Genomic DNA, 15,137 nt, shown 5'->3' on the forward strand with positions numbered 1-15,137 from the left:
CATGCGCGAGAGGGGGCTTTGGCCAGCAAAGAAGCCTAACGGTGAATGTTCCATTCACCTACCGGCCAACGGATTGCCGCCTTTTTTAACACTTCCCTCTCCTCGCGCGAGCTATGCGGACTTCTTTGCGAAGGGGTTCGTTCTCTTTCTCAACGTCCTCGTGCGGACCCGCCATAAGAGCATCGTGCTCCCTCTCGGGACATTGCTGCGCAATGCCCTGCCGGGCAACGGATGCTTTTGAACCCACGTGTTCAGCGTCGAAAGCCCAACACCCAAACCTGATGAAACTTGCGGTCGTGTTAAGCCGCTTGTAACCGCAATCCGCACTGCATCACGCGGAAACTCGCCTGTGTGTCTCGTTGCCATTCTTAATCTCCTTCATAGCAAACATTGCTCGAAAAAGACCGGAACCAAAACGGGGCAAGACCATTTCGGTGTGATACACGGGTCGCCCCCGCCTGAGATGATCCTGATACATTCTACCCAGCCTTTCTCGTTGTCAGTCAGATGGTCCCAGTTTGGAACCATGTGGCGGGGTGTGGTGAAAGGAGCATCGCTCATTTGCCAAAAATCCCCCGAAGGGCTGTCCGAGCCCGTCTGGCCAGTCTCGGGTCGCTCCGTATCCCGCTGATGCCGCGCCGAAGCGTTGGGCGGATCAACGAGGCATGCGAGACGGTGGTAATGCGTCGACGGCGCGATCGGCAGTACTCTGCAGATTGACTCAACGCCGCAAACAGCGCGCGGATCCTCCCCTCTCGAGCATGTGAACATGCGCTGACGGGCAGCGAATGAAGGCGATCATCGATTCAGTGGGCGGTCGAGTTCCCGCGGCCGGTCAGCGGTATGCAATGGCCGCAATCTCGCCCCCTGCATTTTGTAAGAGCCTTGATGCTCGAACACCATTCGGACCGCACGTGCGCGGACCTCTGGCGAGGAGCGATTTGCCATTTTGCTTTTCGTCATAACCGCAACCCTACTTAAGGTGATGGTCTCAGACAAACTCGGGGCGATTAGGTCCCCATCCGCGCCCCGCGCACGATCCCTGCGATATGGGCGAGTTGCTCGGCCAAGGGGTTGGTTTTGCGCCAGACCATGCCGATGGTGCGGGTGGGGCGGGGGTGGTTCAGGCGGGCGATGCTGACCTCGGCAGATCGGGTCTCAATCGCTACGGCCATTTCGGGGATCAAGGTAACGCCAATGCCTGCGCCGACCATCTGCACAAGGGTCGACAGCGCGCTGCCCTCCATCAAATCGCGCGGCAAGGCAGTGGACCCTGCACAAAACGACAAGGCCTGATCGCGAAAGCAATGCCCTTCCTCAAGCAGCAAAAGCCGCATTTCGCGCAAAGATTCGGGGTTAGGCACGGGGTTGCCCGCATCGGCCAGTGGGCGGACGAGGACAAATTCTTCGTCAAACAGGGGCTGTTCGTGCAGGCTGGGTTCCGACGCGGGCAGGGCCATGATGGCGGCGTCCAGAGTGCCGCCTTGCAGGTCATCCAGCAGCTTTTGGGTCACCGCCTCACGCGGGCGCAGATCCAGCGCGGCATACCGCGCACCAAGGTCCTTGATGATTTTGGGCAGCAGATACGGGGCAATCGTGGGGATGATGCCGATGCGCAAGCGCCCCATTAGCGGGCTGAAGGACGCGCGGGCCATATCACCCAATTCATCCACCCCGCGCAGAATATCCCGGGCGCGCAGCGCAAACGCCTCGCCCAAGCTGGTCATGCGGATCTGGCGGGCCGAGCGTTCGACCAAAGGCGCGCCGAGGATCGTTTCCAGTTCCTTTATTTGCAAGGAAAGCGCGGGTTGCGAGATGGCACAGGCCGCCGCCGCGCGGCCAAAGTGCTTGTGCTGCGAGAGTGCTTCGAAATAGCGAAGGTGTTTCAGTGTGATGCCAATCATAAGCACAGCATATGGCTTATATTGGAAAATGCAAATTTTGTTTATGGATTTGGCGTGGTATTATTCTGCTCAAGGGGGTGCGCCAGAGGATTCGGGCGGTGCCTGCCATGACTTAGATTAGCCAAGAATGGAGACTGCTATGGACGGAAGCGATACCGCAGGGAAATGCCCGGTGATGCACGGGGCTGTAACGGCCAGTTCGCAAGCGAATGCGGCATGGTGGCCGAATGCGTTGAACCTCGATATTTTGCACCAGCATGATAGCAAAACCAACCCGATGGGGCCTGATTTTGACTATCGCGAAGAGGTGAAATCGCTGGATTTCGCAGGGCTGAAGGCCGATTTGATCGCATTGATGACCGACAGTCAGGACTGGTGGCCTGCCGATTGGGGCCATTATGGCGGCTTCATGATCCGCATGGCATGGCATTCTGCCGGCACCTACCGCTTGGCCGATGGGCGCGGCGGCGGCAATACCGGCAACCAGCGCTTTGCCCCGCTCAATTCCTGGCCCGATAACGTCAGCCTTGACAAGGCGCGCCGCCTGCTGTGGCCGATCAAAAAGAAATACGGCAACAAACTCAGCTGGGCAGACCTGATGCTGCTGGCGGGCAATGTGGCCTACGAATCCATGGGCCTGAAAACCTTTGGCTTTGGCTTTGGCCGTGCCGATATCTGGGGCCCGGAAAAAGACATCTATTGGGGCGCAGAAAAGGAATGGCTGGCGGCAAGTGATGGCCGCTATGGCGATGTCACCGATGCGTCGACCATGGAAAACCCCTTGGCCGCTGTGCAAATGGGCCTGATCTATGTGAACCCAGAAGGTGTGAACGGTAAACCCGACCCGCTGAACACCGCCCATCATGTGCGCGAAACCTTCGCCCGCATGGCGATGAATGACGAAGAAACTGTGGCCCTGACCGCAGGTGGCCACACCGTTGGCAAGGCCCACGGGGCAGGGCGCGGCGAAGATATCGGCAGCGCCCCCGAAGGCTGTGATCTGGAAGAGCAAGGCATGGGCTGGCGCAATGGCACCACCGCCAATAACGGCCTTGGCCGCCACACCATGTCCAGCGGCATCGAAGGCGCGTGGACGACTGAGCCAACCAAATGGGACAACGGCTATTTCAAGCTGCTGTTCAAATATGACTGGGAGCTGCGCCGCAGCCCCGCAGGGGCGTGGCAGTGGGAGCCGATCAACATCGCGCCCGAAGATATGCCCGCCGATGTCGAAGACCCGACCATCAAGTGCATGCCGATCATGACCGATGCCGATATGGCGATGAAGATGGATCCGGCTTACCGCGCCATTTCCGAACGCTTTGCCGCTGATCAGGATTACTTTTCGGAAACTTTCGCGCGGGCGTGGTTCAAGTTGACGCACCGCGATATGGGGCCAAAGGCGCGCTATATCGGGCCGGACGTGCCTGCCGAAGATCTGATCTGGCAAGATCCGGTGCCAGCAGGCCGCACGGATTATGACGTGGCAGCGGTCAAGGCCAAGATCGCAGCTGCCGGTTTGTCGGTGTCGGATATGGTGACAACGGCGTGGGATAGTGCGCGCACCTACCGCGGGTCGGACCTGCGCGGTGGCACCAACGGCGCGCGTATTCGGCTTGCGCCGCAAAAGGATTGGGCGGGGAATGAGCCTGACCGTCTGGCATCGGTATTGGCCAAGCTGGAAGCCGTTGCGGCTGCAACGGGGGCCAGCGTGGCGGATGTGATCGTGCTTGCAGGCAACATGGGGGTTGAGGCAGCAGCAAAAGCTGCGGGGCATTCGCTGTCCTTGCCGTTCACGGCAGGCCGAGGTGATGCCACCGATGCGATGACCGATGCCTCCAGCTTTGACGTGATGGAGCCGCTGCATGATGGTTATCGCAACTGGCTAAAGGCGCATTATGCCGTCAGCGCCGAGGAACTGCTGCTTGACCGCACGCAGTTGATGGGCCTGACCGCGCATGAAATGACGGTTCTGGTCGGTGGTATGCGGGTCATCGGCACCAACCACGGCGGCACCGCGCATGGCGTCTTTACCGACCGTGTTGGCGCGCTGACACCCGACTTCTTTGTAACGCTCACAGATATGGCGTTCAAATGGGTGCCCAAAGGCCGCAACCTGTATGACATTCAGGACCGCAAGTCGGGCGCTGTAAAGTACACGGCGACACGGGTTGATCTGGTGTTCGGGTCAAACTCGGTTCTGCGCGCCTATGCCGAGGTGTATGCCCAAGATGATAACGCCGCCAAATTCGTGCGCGATTTCGCCGCGGTATGGACCAAGGTAATGACCTCCGGTCTGGCATGATCTTGCGGGTCTGAAACCAAAAATGCCGGGCGCGTTGCCCGGCATTTTTTGTAATATGGTCCGCAGACGCGCGATGTCTCGGGTTAATAAAAAGTAAATATTTTTACAAGTATTGACTTATATCAATAGCTTGTGAAAGTGTCCGCGCGCGAACATTGCGCGGACATTTGCCTTCAACCCTTCTGCGCCATCATATCCAACTGGCCTCGTAACCCTTCCAGCTGATAGCCAAACCGCGCCGGAATCCCGATCAGATCATCTGTAGGCATCTGCCCCGCATGGGCCAGCGCCCACACCACAGAAGACCGGTTTCCACTGGCACAATAGGCCAGCACCGGCCCCCCCGCCGCCTCCATCGCTTCCGCCTGTTCGGTCACATTCTCCATGGTCATCATGCCGCCAATCACAGGGTTGGCAAAAAATGCCAGCCCCGCCTCCTCGGCCGCGCGGCGCATATTTTCGGTGTGATGCGATGGCGGAATTTCCCCATCGGGCCGGTTGTCGATTACGGCGACATAGCCCGCCGCCTTGATCGCGGTCAGGTCGGACAGGTCAATCTGGGGCGACACGGCATAGGTGGGGGTCAGGGCGCGAATATCCATCATCATTCCTTAGGCGTTTGCACTGTTTTGGTCGAGTTTTTGGCGGACCTTGGGTGCAATATACATCCCAGCGCCCATCGCAACAAGAAAGAGCATCCCTCCCCAGCCACCAAAGCTGAGCGAGGCCATCGCAGGCCCGGGGCACAGGCCCGCAAGTCCCCAGCCCATCCCGAACAGAACCGAGCCGATGATCATGTTTTTATCCGGCCCTGCGGTGTTTGGTGCGGGGATTGTATCGCCCAAAAACGCGGTGCGGCGGCGGGCGGCAATGCGCCATGCGATTGCCATTGGCAAAATTGCCCCGCCAAGAACGAAGGCGAGGGTCGGGTCCCAATCGCCGAACACATCCAACCAGCCTTGAACCTTGGTCGTGTCGGTCATGCCGGAGATCAACAGGCCAGCACCAAACAGCCCACCCGAAAGGGCGGCAAACAGATTACGCAACATCAGATGACCCCCAAAACATGACGGAACAGAACCATGACAATGCCGCCTGCAAGCAGGTAAAACACGGTAGCAACAATGCCGCGCAACGACAGGCGCGAGATGCCGCAAACCCCGTGCCCCGAGGTGCAGCCATTGGCCAGCCGCGTGCCGATACCGACGAGCAGGCCTGCGGCGATGATGACGATCGGGTTGCTGGTGATGTTGGTTTCCGCGTTGCCGATCAAAGCTGCCAGAAAGGCCGGCACCACGACAAGCCCCGCGACAAAGGCGATGCGTTCGGGGGCATTGCCACGCGCCGAGCCATCCACCAGCCCGCCCAAAATGCCCGATGCGCCCATGATGCGGCCATTGACCAGCAAGTAAAGTGCTGCCGCCGAGCCTATGATCAGGCCGCCGATCAGGCCGTATATCCATGCGTCTTGTATCATCGGGTCCTCAGGGTTGTTATGTTTTGGGGGCTATAGCAGGAAAGCGTGGCCCGAGTTAGAGGCCGTTTACGGGGACCTTTAGATAGACTTGGCCGTTGTCTTCGGCTTCGGGCATCTGGCCTGCGCGCATATTGACCTGCAAGGACGGGATAATCAGGCGCGGCATCGCAAGGGTGGCATCGCGGGCATTGCGCATGGTGATGAAGTCGGCCTTGGATTTACCGGCGCCGATGTGGATGTTCAGCGCCTTTTGCGCGCCGACGGTGGTTTCCCATGCAAATTCGTCGCGGCCCGGGGCCTTGTAGTCATGGCCCACGAAAATGCGGGTGGCATCGGGCAGGGCGAGGATTTTTTGCACGGAATCAAACAGGGTGGCCGACGACCCGCCCGGGAAATCGCAGCGCGCTGTGCCGAAATCGGGCATGAACAAGGTATCGCCGACAAAGGCTGCATCGCCCACAACATAGGTCAGGCAGGCGGGGGTATGGCCAGGGGTGTGCATCACATCCACCCGCATTTGCCCGATCATCAGGCTGTCGCCTTGTGAAAACAATTGGTCGAATTGCGAGCCGTCGCGCTGGAACCGCGTGCCTTCGTTGAACACTTTGCCAAAGGTATCCTGCACCACGGTGATTTGCTGGCCTATCCCGATTTTGCCGCCAAGGCGTTCTTGGATGTAGGGGGCCGCCGACAGGTGGTCGGCGTGGACATGGGTTTCCAAAATCCATTGCAGATCAAGCTGTTCGGCCTGCACAAACGCAATCACCGCATCGGCCGAGCGTGTATCGGTACGCCCCGAGGCATAGTCGAAATCCAGCACGGAATCGATGATCGCACAGGCGCTGCCTTGGGGTTCGCGCACCACATAGGTCAAGGTATTGGTGGCTTCGTCAAAGAACGCGTGGACAAGTGGTTTCATGGCAGACCTCTGATTGCTGTGGTTGGTGTTGATATAGCAGGTCGCAAACATATTTCAAGATTTGAATATGTGGAAAGTTGTGCTTTTGATTTGGGTCAAGGCGGTTTTGCCGTTGGGCATGCTAGCATAATATGAGGCCAAACGAGAGACAGGTTTTGTGCCCCGCAGATCAAACCTTGGCTTGATGCCGTTTTGGGGGATGGGATGCGGATGGCACAGGTTAGGGGGATAGGATGACCAAGACACCGAAAACAAATGCTGCAAATGAGAACCATGCGACTGACCCGCTGGTCGCGGGCCAAAGCCTGACAGGGTTGTTTGACGAAATGCAGGCGCTGATGGCGGTGATGCCTGGGGCGGCGTTTGACACTGGCGCCAAGGTTTCGACCGAAGAGGAAACCGAAGCGATGTTTGATAACATGCCTGTTTAGGCGCAAAATCGCGGGTTTGGGCGGCATTTTGTGCGGCTTGGCATTGCAAAACTGCGACTGAGGCCTGTTAATAGTGCCAAGCACAGGCGTTGGGCCTGACGGGTTTGGGCGGGCATATGCAAAACGAAACAGCGTCACCGATCACGGCGGAACAGCGCGGCGCTGTGATGATCCTATGGATCGACAACCCGCCGGTAAATGCGCTGGCGGCGGGGGTGCGTGTCGCGCTGGCGCAAGCGATTGCGCAGGCCAATCGCGCGGCGGGTGTACGGGCCATCGTGCTGCTGGCGCGGGGGCGGACCTTTCCCGCCGGTGCCGATATTTCCGAATTTGGCAAACCGGCGGTTGAACCGCAATTGCCCGAACTTTGCGATCTGATCGAGGATAGCGCCAAGCCCGTGGTTGCGGGTTTGCATGGCACGGCGCTGGGCGGCGGTTTGGAACTTGCCCTTGCGGCCCATGCGCGTGTGGCACTGGCGGGGGCACGGGTTGGCCTGCCCGAAGTGGGTTTGGGCATTTTACCGGGGGCTGGGGGCACGCAGCGTTTGCCGCGGCTGATCGGGGCGGAACATGCCTTGCGCCTGATGCTGACAGGCAAGCCGATCCCTGCGGTCGAAGCGCTGGCTTTGGGCATTTTGGATAAGGTGGTGGAGCGTGACCTGCCAGACGCGGCGGTGGCGCTGGCCTTGCATATGGTGGGGCAAGCCCCCGTGCCCACGCGCGACAGGCGCGACGGGTTTCGTGACCCAAAGGCCTATTTCGCAGCCATTGCCGAGGCGCGGCGCGCGCAGGTCGCAGCCCCCATTCCGGGGCTAAGCCGGATTATTGGCCGGATTATTGATTGTGTTGAAGCGGCGCAATTGCTGCCGTTTGACCAAGGGCTTGCCTTTGAACGCGCGGCCTTTGCCGAGCTGGTTATCACCCCCGAAGCCGAGGCGCTGCGCCATGTGTTTTTCGCCGAGCGCCGCATGGGCCGAATGGTGGGGGCCAAAGCCAAAGCCACCCCCGTTTCGCAAGTGACCGTGCTTGGTGCGGGCGCGGATGGGGTGCGGCTGGTGGGCGAATTGCTGGCGGGTGGGTATGATGTGACCCTTGCCGATCACGCGCAGGAGGCCTTGGCCACAGGGTTGGAATCGGTGGCCACGGCGCTGGCGCTGGATCTTGAGGCCCAGAAAATCAGCGCGGCCGAGCATGATGCGCGCTGGGCGCGGGTGGTTCCGGCCTTTGCCGATGATGAGATGAGCGCGGCGGATATGCTGTTTTTGACCGGAGCCTACCGTTTGCCTGGGGCGGATGTGCCAAGGGTAACGGTGAAGGCAGGGGCCCCGATTGTGACGCTGGGGCGGGTTGGCGATGGCGGCGCGCGGGGTTTGGGCCTTGTGCTGTTGCCGGCCACGACGAATGGCAAGCTGGCCGAGGTTTTGGTGTCAGACAAAGCGGCACCAGAGGCGATTGCGACGCTGCTCGGGGTCCTGAAACGCCTTGCGAGGCAGGTGGTGCAAGGGCAGGGCACGGGGATCAATGCGGGGTTGGCGGTGACGTTTAACGCGGCTTTGCAGGTATTGGAGGCCAAGCATGGCCCCGAGCCGGTGCTGGACCTTTTGGGCCGTTGGGGAATGCTGCGCGCCAATGATCGGGCCGCCCCGCCACCCAAGGGCCGCGTGGATTTGTTTGCAGGGCTTGCAGCGCCTGTGATGGCCGCCTTGGCCAATGCGGGCCTGCGGATGATTGGGGATGAAACGGCACTGCGGCCATCGGATATTGATGTAGCGATGATTGTGGGTGTCGGGTTTCCGCGTTGGGGCGGTGGCCCGATGCTGTGGGCCGAACGGCGCGGGCTGATGGTGCTGCGCGATGATTTGAACCGGATGGCCGAGGATGACCCCGACATCTGGACGCCCGCGCCATTGTTGGACGACCTGATCCGGCAGGGGATTTCGTTGGGTGATCTGAACGAGGCCTGAGGCGAAACGCTATCGGGCCTTAGCTTAGGAAAATGCCTAAAACCACCAGCATCAGCCCAAGGGCGGAAACCCCCAGCGCACCCATGTTATAGGCGACGACCTTTTGCAAGGATTTGCGGGCCTCATCCTCGGGCAGGTCCGCGCTGCGGGCGCGCATGGCAAGCGCGATGCAATAGCCAAGACCTGCGACGCCAAGCAAGGACAGGGCTGCACCGATCCAAATCAGAATTTCCATCACGCCCCCTTTGCCCCCGCATATTTTGCGGTGATTTCGGGCGTAACCGACCAAGGCTTGCGTGACAAGGGCGGCAATCGGGGCGAAAGGGGTTTTCGCGGTGAAAGGGGTAAAAATAATGCGGTTTTGGTGTGGGTGGGCCATGCGGATGAAAACCTGTGCTTGAACGTCCCCCCCCGACCGCGCTAGGGAATGGGTTCCCTATGTATGAGGCAGTCATGAGCGACCCGATCGACCAATATTCCGTTACCGCAGACGAACTTCGCGCCTTTATCGAGCGTTTCGAGCAGTTGGATGCCGAGAAGAAAGACCTTGCCGAGCAGCAAAAAGAGCTGATGGCCGAGGCCAAGGGCCGTGGCTATGACACCAAGGTGCTGCGCAAAGTGGTTGCCCTGCGCAAACGCACACCCGATGATATTGCCGAAGAAGAAGCGGTTTTGGAATTGTACAAAACCGCGCTGGGCATGCAGTAAGACGGTTTTTGCGTTATATCGGCAGGGGTTACGGGGTGAGAAATGTCACCCCGTCCATCGCCATGATCCGCGACACATCTTGGTCATAGGCCTGCGTTGTGCGGTCGATCAAATCTTCGGACCAGCCTTCCATGTCGATCAGATAATCGACCTGTTCGGGCAAGGCGAATTTATCCAAGAACGCCGAAACAACGCGGCGGCGCTGCGCCGGATTTTGCGGTGGGTGGCTTTCCATATAGGAGGCCATGCGCTGCAAGCCATCGGCGGACATGATGGAGGCCACCAGATCATCGGTATCGGCCAGAGTGATCGCCGACGAATGGCCTGACACGGCCTGAAGCACCTCGGGCCACAAAAGTGGGGTGTCTTCGTCACACCAAACGGTTACGGGCATATCGGGGTTGGTTGCGCGCAAGGCCGCGATCAGGGTGGACCAGCGCAGGCTGTCAACTTGGACCCCGTCCATGAATTCATGATAGCTGCGACCGCTTTGTTTTTGAAACACGGCGGGGACAAAGGTGGCGGGGTTGCGGATCGCAAGGTGGAATTCGGCCTCGATCCCTGGAAACACCTGACAAAAGGCAAACATCCGTTCGGCGCCGGAACTATAGATGCCATTGCGCACAGCCCCTTGGGCATAGCCGAGGAAATTGTCCCATGACAGGATCAGGCGGTTGGCCTCGGATTCCGACATGATTTGATCAAGCACGAGCGCTTGGGTGTCTTGGGTTGCAGGCTGGCCCTTGAGGGCCATCGCGGTGTCGCGCAACAGCGTGCGGTATTTGGCGGGGCCAGGAACGATGATGCCTTCTGCGGCCAGCGCGCCGCGGTTTTTCAGCAGACAACGCAGTAGGCGTTCTTCGTCGGTACAATGGGCACCAAGGTGATAAACAATCCGCATCAAGGCCTTCCAGATGGTCTGTGTCGGGGCCGCTTTGTGCGACATCCTGTTGGCGCAACTATACGGCCTTTTCTGGACAGTTAAACAGCTTTCCTATATCAGGTTGGTTTATGACCAAGCAAAACACTCAACATCCCCGAATTGGAGCGCGCCTGCGGGTCGCATGGCCCGATGCGTGGTCGGTTGGTGCGGGGTTGATTGCGGTTTTGGTGGTTGCACCTGTGCTGTCGGTGATGTGGTTGGCCTTTCATCCTGTTGAAAACATCTGGCCGCATTTGATGGCAACGGTTTTGCCGCGCTATTTGGGCAATACGCTGTTTTTGATGGGGGGCGTCGGGGTATTGACGGCCTGTGTGGGGACGGGGGCTGCATGGTTGGTGGCGATGTACCGCTTTCCGGGCAGTCGTTGGCTGGATTATGCGCTGCTGTTTCCATTGGCGATCCCAGGCTATGTGGGGGCCTATGCGCTGGTCGATTTCTTTGACTATTCGGGTGTCGTGCAAACCGCCTTGCGGGCGGGGTTTGGCTGGGAAACAGCGCGCGATTACTGGTTTCCGGCGGTGCGCACACGGGGCATGGCGGCGATTGTTTTGTCGGCAGCCTTGTACCCCTATGTCTATTTGCTGGCGCGCGCGGCGTTTCGCGAACAATCAAACGGGACGTATGAGGTAGCACGCGCGTTGGGCACCGGACCTTTGGCGCTGTTTTGGCGCGTGGGTTTGCCATTGGCGCGGCCCGCGATTGCAATGGGGGTGGCGCTGGCCCTGATGGAAACCGTGGCTGATTTCGGCACGGTTGACCATTTCGGGGTGCAGACGCTGACCACTGGGATCTTTTCGGTTTGGTTATCTGGGGGCAATGCGGGGGGCGCGGCGCAGATTGCCTTGGTTATTCTGGCGATTGTGGTGTTTCTGTTGGGGCTGGAACGGCTGAGCCGCCGCAATGCGCGGTTTCACCAAATGTCGCGCGCGGCCCGCCCGCTTGAACCACACCGTTTGCGCGGGGCGGGGGCGTGGGCGGCGACGATTGCCTGTCTGATACCGTTCGGGATTGGGTTCGTTCTGCCCGTGGCAGTGATGTTGGGCCATGCGTTGAAAAAGCCCGAGGCATGGGTGTCCAAGGGGTTGCTGCAAGCGCTGGGCAATACGGTGGTTGTGGGGGGAATTGCGGCAGTCGTGACCGTCGCTGGCGCGCTGTTTTTGGTGTACGGTGTGCGGATGGCCAAACGCGGGTTTCCGCGCCTTGTGCTGCCTGTTACATCGGTTGGCTATGCCGCGCCCGGCACGGTGTTGGCGGTGGGGTTGCTGATCCCGCTGGCAGCCTTGGATCACCGGATCGCGGACGCCATTCTGGCGCTGACGGGGTTTGACCCCGGGTTGCTGCTGACGGGGACTGCGGCGGCGCTGGTGCTGGCCTATTTTGTGCGGTTTTTCGGCATTGCGCAGGGGGCAGTTGATTCGGCTTTTGGCCGTGTGTCGCCCAGTTTGCCATTGGCCGCGCGGTCCTTGGGGCGGGGTGCGGGCGGCACGTTGCGGGATGTGTATTTGCCCTTGATGCGGGGGTCGGTGGCGACTGCTTTGCTGGTGGTATTCGTGGATTGCGTAAAGGAATTGCCCGCCACGTTGTTGCTGCGGCCTTTTAATTACAACACACTTGCGACCCGCGTTTATGAACAAGCCAGCCTTGAGCGGCTGGGTGATGCCGCCCCTGCCGCGCTGTTGGTGATGGCGGTGGGGTTGGCGGCGGTGTGGGTTATGGCACACACAAATCGCGCATAAATTTACCGAAATCCAATTTCCACCCTTGCACGGTCCACCCGCAACGGTTATTTAAACCGCATTGCCCCTATAGCTCAGCTGGTAGAGCATCTGATTTGTAATCAGAGGGTCTGCGGTTCGAATCCGTATGGGGGCACCACTTCTTTCAGTGCAAGCACTTGCTGTGATTGGATTATTTTCAGTCGGAGCAAGATGCTATGCACACATCGTGTCACACAATGGTTCCACACTTGTTGGAACGTAAGGGTTCTTACTACTACAATCGGCGGGTTCCCCAACATGCAGTTGATGCTTTTGGGCCTACAGTTCGAATTAAGCTTTCCCAAGGTAGGGTGGAAGCATCCGAGCTTGCCAAGGCTCTCAGCACGAAGCTGGATCAGGCTTGGTCTTCAGGATCTCTGAAGCGGTCTGTAGATGTTAAGGCGCTTCTGGAAGCCGTGAGGCCCCGTCCTGTTCTCCTCAGTGACTGGGTGACAGAATATGTTGAGCTGAAGGGCATTGACCCCACACCCCCCAATGTTGCCGTTGATACACTTGTGTCCATAGTAGGCGACAAGGAAGCACTGGCATTCACCCGTGAGGATGCACGAGCGTTTGTTGCTTACTTGAGAACCAAGGGAAATTCGACAGGTACGGTCAGACGCAGGGTCAATTCAATTGCCGTTGTCATAAGCTACGCTCAACGTGAACTAGACGTCATGCAGCAAAACCCTTTCTCACGGCTTCATATTCAGGGAGAGGGCAAGGACCGCCAGAAGCGTTTGACGTTCACTGTAGAGGAGTTGAGGCAGGGAACTTCCTTGGCGATTGCAGGAGGGTCACGATTGGCCCTGTTGTTTCCAGTTCTCGCTGAAACTGGTTGCCGGTTGGGGGAGATGGTCGGTCTCAGACTTCAAGACATCGATCTCGAACAAGAACTGATTAGGATCACCCCACATTCCGCCCGAAGCCTGAAGACAAGCGGATCAGATCGTGAGCTGCCTTTGGTTGGCGCTGCCTTGGTTGCAATGTAAGCGGTGCAAAGACCCCATGTTTCAATAAAATAAGGGATTTGCGATATTGGGCACGTTCATCGAAGGGAGATGATTGTGCTGGATATTGAGCAAAAAGAGGCCCATGAGGTTTGGGGCATTCGGGTGCCGCGGCAAGCAAATGGCAAGTATCAGTGGCCCGCCGCAATCAAAACCAAGGCTGTCGAGCGGATCTTGGGTGGAGAGACGATTGTTTCAATCGCGATGGAAATCGGTGCCAACCAATCATTGGTTGCCAGATGGGCAGCCGGTGCCCGTGACGCATCAGTCAAACCCGAAGGGCCGCACAACTTCGTCGAGGTGATTTTATCTCATGACGCACCGCTCACCGCCCTTCCTATGTCCGAAATCCGGACAGGTCCATGACAGGTTCGCGCCGTTTGCAGTTGTCCCATGCCCAAGGGGCGGGTTCGTCAAAACCAAAGCTGAATCGCGTGCGGTTGGGGGCAGGCGTAGCGGGCGCTGTGGGGGCGATGACCACGCAGCGCGGCTTGGGTGCGCTGGTGCGGCGAATGGCGGGTTTGCGCTGCACTGGGGCGTGCGCTGGGGCTGGTCGCGGCGGGTGAGCCGCTTGCCACTGCACCAGCCAGTCGGGCTTGTCGGTCTGCGTGGTCATTATCGCTCCCAGACTCGGTTCGCCTGCTTGGTCCACCCCGCCCAAAGCCCGTCACGATGCCATTTGCGCAGGCAGTTAATAATGATGGGGAAGTCGATGCTGTCCAGCTTGCCCGCCGCAATGTCAGCTTCCGCCAACTCTGCAAATGCTTCCATTGACCCGTAGACAATCTCGACGGGCGAGCGCGGTGCAGCGCGTTGGGCTTCCAGCTTTGCGACTCTCGCCAACATGGACCGCACATTCGCGCCCATGTGGTTATCGCTTCAGCAGGGTCTTCAACCCCTCAAAAGCCGCCGCAAGCGTTGGTCCCATGTCAACCGCATGGTCAAGCGCGTCCTGCGCCACGCGCTTCTGATAGTCCGCTTCTTCAACGCGGCGTTGCTGGATTGCCTGCAAGTCGGTTTGCGTCACATCGTATTGCGTGCTGTCGTTTGGGGTGCCAGCCTTCATTTCAGTTCATCATGATGGCGATGCGCGGCGAGGCACCCAGCCTTGACCCCGCACGTGACACGCTGATCAATGTGAACGCCTTGGGGGAGGCGGTGCCATCGGCCCGCTTCATGGGCGGGCGTGAGTTTGATTTGGTCCTTGGCGGCACAAAGGCCAAAGCTACGGATGCCGACCGGCAGGCCGTGCTTGACCACTCCATCATGCTGCTGCCAGCGGTGGAACCAAACTCCGGCCCCTTTGCCTGTCATCAGATGCGCTGGACCAAGCCGCCCCAAACCGACGGGCAGCGGTTGGTTGCCCTATCCTATTACCTTGCGCTGATGACCCATACTGGCTTGCAGATGATCGGGGCGAAGGGGCCTTGTGTCATCGAAGGCCCCTTCGCGCGCAATCCTGATTACCTAGCCATGCTTGCCAGCCTTTGCCATGGCGGGGTCGAGGCAAGGGAATCCTCCACCGGCACAAGTGCCGGGGCCGCCTTGCTATTCGCGCAAAATGCGCCGGTTCTGGCATCGTCACATTATCCAAGGGGAGACTTAAAGTGCGCGGCTTATGGACAGTTCTGGCAAGCCACCGTCACCGCAGAAAGGCGTCAATGTTGAAAGCTTTCTGGCAATTCTGACTATATTGCGCAGTCTAACCGAGGTAGATTG

At 59.2% G+C, this 15,137-nt stretch carries 19 protein-coding genes, 1 tRNA gene and 2 pseudogenes; 10 read left to right on the plus strand and 12 right to left on the minus strand.

Translation table 11 applies throughout. The features are described from left to right. Positions 1–241, plus strand: a 241-nt coding sequence (locus tag G560_RS21320; protein WP_033419229.1) for a hypothetical protein, incomplete at its 5' end; no start/stop codon positions are given. On the opposite strand, the pseudogene G560_RS21810 reads toward G560_RS21320, so the two are convergent. From G560_RS21810 to G560_RS0103175, 3 genes and pseudogenes are all read right to left on the minus strand, one after another. Continuing rightward, positions 240–366, minus strand: a pseudogene (locus tag G560_RS21810) (transposase); the annotation flags it as partial. The gene G560_RS21320 and the pseudogene G560_RS21810 overlap by 2 nt on opposite strands. Positions 367–606: 240 nt before the next feature. Further along, positions 607–963 (minus strand): annotated as a pseudogene (locus G560_RS21430) (hypothetical protein); the annotation flags it as partial. Between the two features lie 47 nt (positions 964–1,010). After that, a complete protein-coding gene (locus G560_RS0103175; protein ID WP_022702867.1) occupies positions 1,011–1,904 on the minus strand; it encodes a hydrogen peroxide-inducible genes activator in 894 nt (297 codons plus the stop codon). Between the two features lie 139 nt (positions 1,905–2,043). On the opposite strand from G560_RS0103175, the gene katG reads away from it, so the two are divergent. Further along, positions 2,044–4,209, plus strand: coding sequence for a catalase/peroxidase HPI (gene katG, locus G560_RS0103180; RefSeq protein ID WP_028913662.1), 2,166 nt, complete (start codon positions 2,044–2,046; stop codon positions 4,207–4,209). Positions 4,210–4,382: 173 nt separating this feature from the next. Here katG and G560_RS0103185 read toward each other — a convergent pair whose 3' ends face one another. From G560_RS0103185 to G560_RS0103200, 4 genes are read right to left on the minus strand one after another with little or no spacing between them, the layout of a single operon-like run. Beyond that, on the minus strand, positions 4,383–4,811 hold the full coding sequence (locus G560_RS0103185) for a protein tyrosine phosphatase family protein (RefSeq protein WP_028913663.1): 429 nt from the start codon (positions 4,809–4,811) through the stop codon (positions 4,383–4,385). A gap of 9 nt (positions 4,812–4,820) precedes the next feature. Then, positions 4,821–5,258, minus strand: coding sequence for a DUF6691 family protein (locus tag G560_RS0103190; protein WP_022702870.1), 438 nt, complete (start codon positions 5,256–5,258; stop codon positions 4,821–4,823). After that, the gene (locus G560_RS0103195) at positions 5,258–5,683 is read right to left on the minus strand and encodes a YeeE/YedE family protein (RefSeq protein WP_028913664.1); all 426 of its coding nucleotides are present in this window, start codon (positions 5,681–5,683) and stop codon (positions 5,258–5,260) included. The genes G560_RS0103190 and G560_RS0103195 overlap by 1 nt, the downstream gene beginning before the upstream one ends. A gap of 58 nt (positions 5,684–5,741) precedes the next feature. Further along, positions 5,742–6,605 carry an MBL fold metallo-hydrolase gene (locus tag G560_RS0103200; protein WP_028913665.1) on the minus strand — a complete coding sequence of 288 codons (864 nt, stop codon included), beginning with the start codon at positions 6,603–6,605 and terminating at the stop codon, positions 5,742–5,744. 233 nt (positions 6,606–6,838) lie between these two features. On the opposite strand from G560_RS0103200, the gene G560_RS0103205 reads away from it, so the two are divergent. Together G560_RS0103205 and G560_RS0103210 are read left to right on the plus strand one after the other, a co-directional pair. Further along, positions 6,839–7,036, plus strand: a complete 198-nt coding sequence (locus tag G560_RS0103205) for a hypothetical protein (protein WP_022702873.1) — start codon at positions 6,839–6,841, stop codon at positions 7,034–7,036. A 116-nt stretch (positions 7,037–7,152) separates the two neighbouring features. Then, on the plus strand, positions 7,153–9,000 hold the full coding sequence (locus G560_RS0103210) for an enoyl-CoA hydratase-related protein (RefSeq protein WP_155947123.1): 1,848 nt from the start codon (positions 7,153–7,155) through the stop codon (positions 8,998–9,000). A gap of 19 nt (positions 9,001–9,019) precedes the next feature. Here G560_RS0103210 and G560_RS0103215 read toward each other — a convergent pair whose 3' ends face one another. Beyond that, positions 9,020–9,235, minus strand: coding sequence for a hypothetical protein (locus tag G560_RS0103215; RefSeq protein ID WP_028913666.1), 216 nt, complete (start codon positions 9,233–9,235; stop codon positions 9,020–9,022). Between the two features lie 218 nt (positions 9,236–9,453). Between G560_RS0103215 and G560_RS0103220 the strand changes: the two genes are divergently transcribed. Beyond that, positions 9,454–9,708, plus strand: coding sequence for a DUF2312 domain-containing protein (locus G560_RS0103220; RefSeq protein WP_028913667.1), 255 nt, complete (start codon positions 9,454–9,456; stop codon positions 9,706–9,708). A gap of 28 nt (positions 9,709–9,736) precedes the next feature. On the opposite strand, the gene G560_RS0103225 is transcribed toward G560_RS0103220, so the two are convergent. After that, positions 9,737–10,654 (minus strand): hypothetical protein, encoded by a 918-nt coding sequence (locus tag G560_RS0103225; protein ID WP_022702877.1) that lies wholly within the window; start codon positions 10,652–10,654, stop codon positions 9,737–9,739. A gap of 65 nt (positions 10,655–10,719) precedes the next feature. On the opposite strand from G560_RS0103225, the gene G560_RS0103230 reads away from it, so the two are divergent. From G560_RS0103230 to G560_RS0103245, 4 genes are all read left to right on the plus strand, one after another. After that, positions 10,720–12,387, plus strand: coding sequence for an ABC transporter permease (locus tag G560_RS0103230; RefSeq protein WP_022702878.1), 1,668 nt, complete (start codon positions 10,720–10,722; stop codon positions 12,385–12,387). 63 nt (positions 12,388–12,450) lie between these two features. Continuing rightward, positions 12,451–12,526: transfer RNA gene (locus G560_RS0103235), tRNA-Thr, on the plus strand. A 94-nt stretch (positions 12,527–12,620) separates the two neighbouring features. After that, positions 12,621–13,400, plus strand: a complete 780-nt coding sequence (locus G560_RS18385; RefSeq protein WP_162140848.1) for a tyrosine-type recombinase/integrase — start codon at positions 12,621–12,623, stop codon at positions 13,398–13,400. 75 nt (positions 13,401–13,475) lie between these two features. Continuing rightward, positions 13,476–13,784, plus strand: a complete 309-nt coding sequence (locus G560_RS0103245; RefSeq protein WP_155947127.1) for a hypothetical protein — start codon at positions 13,476–13,478, stop codon at positions 13,782–13,784. Here G560_RS0103245 and G560_RS20930 read toward each other — a convergent pair. From G560_RS20930 to G560_RS20200, 3 genes are read right to left on the minus strand one after another with little or no spacing between them, the layout of a single operon-like run. Continuing rightward, positions 13,756–14,034, minus strand: a complete 279-nt coding sequence (locus tag G560_RS20930) for a hypothetical protein (protein ID WP_155947129.1) — start codon at positions 14,032–14,034, stop codon at positions 13,756–13,758. The two genes, G560_RS0103245 and G560_RS20930, sit on opposite strands and share 29 nt — an antisense overlap. Continuing rightward, positions 14,034–14,264: a hypothetical protein gene (locus tag G560_RS0103255; RefSeq protein WP_155947131.1), complete on the minus strand. Its 231-nt coding sequence runs from the start codon at positions 14,262–14,264 to the stop codon at positions 14,034–14,036. Before G560_RS0103255 ends, G560_RS20930 begins: the two co-directional genes overlap by 1 nt. Positions 14,265–14,289: 25 nt before the next feature. After that, positions 14,290–14,484, minus strand: a complete 195-nt coding sequence (locus tag G560_RS20200; RefSeq protein ID WP_028913670.1) for a hypothetical protein — start codon at positions 14,482–14,484, stop codon at positions 14,290–14,292. Between the two features lie 11 nt (positions 14,485–14,495). Between G560_RS20200 and G560_RS18390 the strand changes: the two genes are divergently transcribed. Next, a complete protein-coding gene (locus tag G560_RS18390; protein WP_028913671.1) occupies positions 14,496–15,086 on the plus strand; it encodes an acetate and sugar kinases/Hsc70/actin family protein in 591 nt (196 codons plus the stop codon). Positions 15,087–15,137: the final 51 nt, after the last annotated feature.

This window comes from Pseudorhodobacter ferrugineus DSM 5888, from assembly GCF_000420745.1.
Classification (GTDB): domain Bacteria; phylum Pseudomonadota; class Alphaproteobacteria; order Rhodobacterales; family Rhodobacteraceae; genus Pseudorhodobacter; species Pseudorhodobacter ferrugineus.

Coding starts and splice junctions, on each gene's coding strand:
- G560_RS0103190 (WP_022702870.1), bottom strand. CDS start 5,258: ATGTTGCGTAATCTGTTTGCCGCCCTTTCGGGTGGGCTGTTTGGTGCT.
- G560_RS0103200 (WP_028913665.1), bottom strand. CDS start 6,605: ATGAAACCACTTGTCCACGCGTTCTTTGACGAAGCCACCAATACCTTG.
- G560_RS0103210 (WP_155947123.1), top strand. CDS start 7,153: ATGCAAAACGAAACAGCGTCACCGATCACGGCGGAACAGCGCGGCGCT.
- G560_RS20200 (WP_028913670.1), bottom strand. CDS start 14,484: ATGAAGGCTGGCACCCCAAACGACAGCACGCAATACGATGTGACGCAA.
- G560_RS0103225 (WP_022702877.1), bottom strand. CDS start 10,654: ATGTCGCACAAAGCGGCCCCGACACAGACCATCTGGAAGGCCTTGATG.
- G560_RS20930 (WP_155947129.1), bottom strand. CDS start 14,034: ATGACCACGCAGACCGACAAGCCCGACTGGCTGGTGCAGTGGCAAGCG.
- G560_RS0103205 (WP_022702873.1), top strand. CDS start 6,839: ATGACCAAGACACCGAAAACAAATGCTGCAAATGAGAACCATGCGACT.
- katG (WP_028913662.1), top strand. CDS start 2,044: ATGGACGGAAGCGATACCGCAGGGAAATGCCCGGTGATGCACGGGGCT.
- G560_RS0103185 (WP_028913663.1), bottom strand. CDS start 4,811: ATGGATATTCGCGCCCTGACCCCCACCTATGCCGTGTCGCCCCAGATT.
- G560_RS0103215 (WP_028913666.1), bottom strand. CDS start 9,235: ATGGAAATTCTGATTTGGATCGGTGCAGCCCTGTCCTTGCTTGGCGTC.
- G560_RS0103255 (WP_155947131.1), bottom strand. CDS start 14,264: ATGTTGGCGAGAGTCGCAAAGCTGGAAGCCCAACGCGCTGCACCGCGC.
- G560_RS0103175 (WP_022702867.1), bottom strand. CDS start 1,904: ATGATTGGCATCACACTGAAACACCTTCGCTATTTCGAAGCACTCTCG.
- G560_RS0103220 (WP_028913667.1), top strand. CDS start 9,454: ATGAGCGACCCGATCGACCAATATTCCGTTACCGCAGACGAACTTCGC.
- G560_RS0103230 (WP_022702878.1), top strand. CDS start 10,720: ATGACCAAGCAAAACACTCAACATCCCCGAATTGGAGCGCGCCTGCGG.
- G560_RS18390 (WP_028913671.1), top strand. CDS start 14,496: ATGATGGCGATGCGCGGCGAGGCACCCAGCCTTGACCCCGCACGTGAC.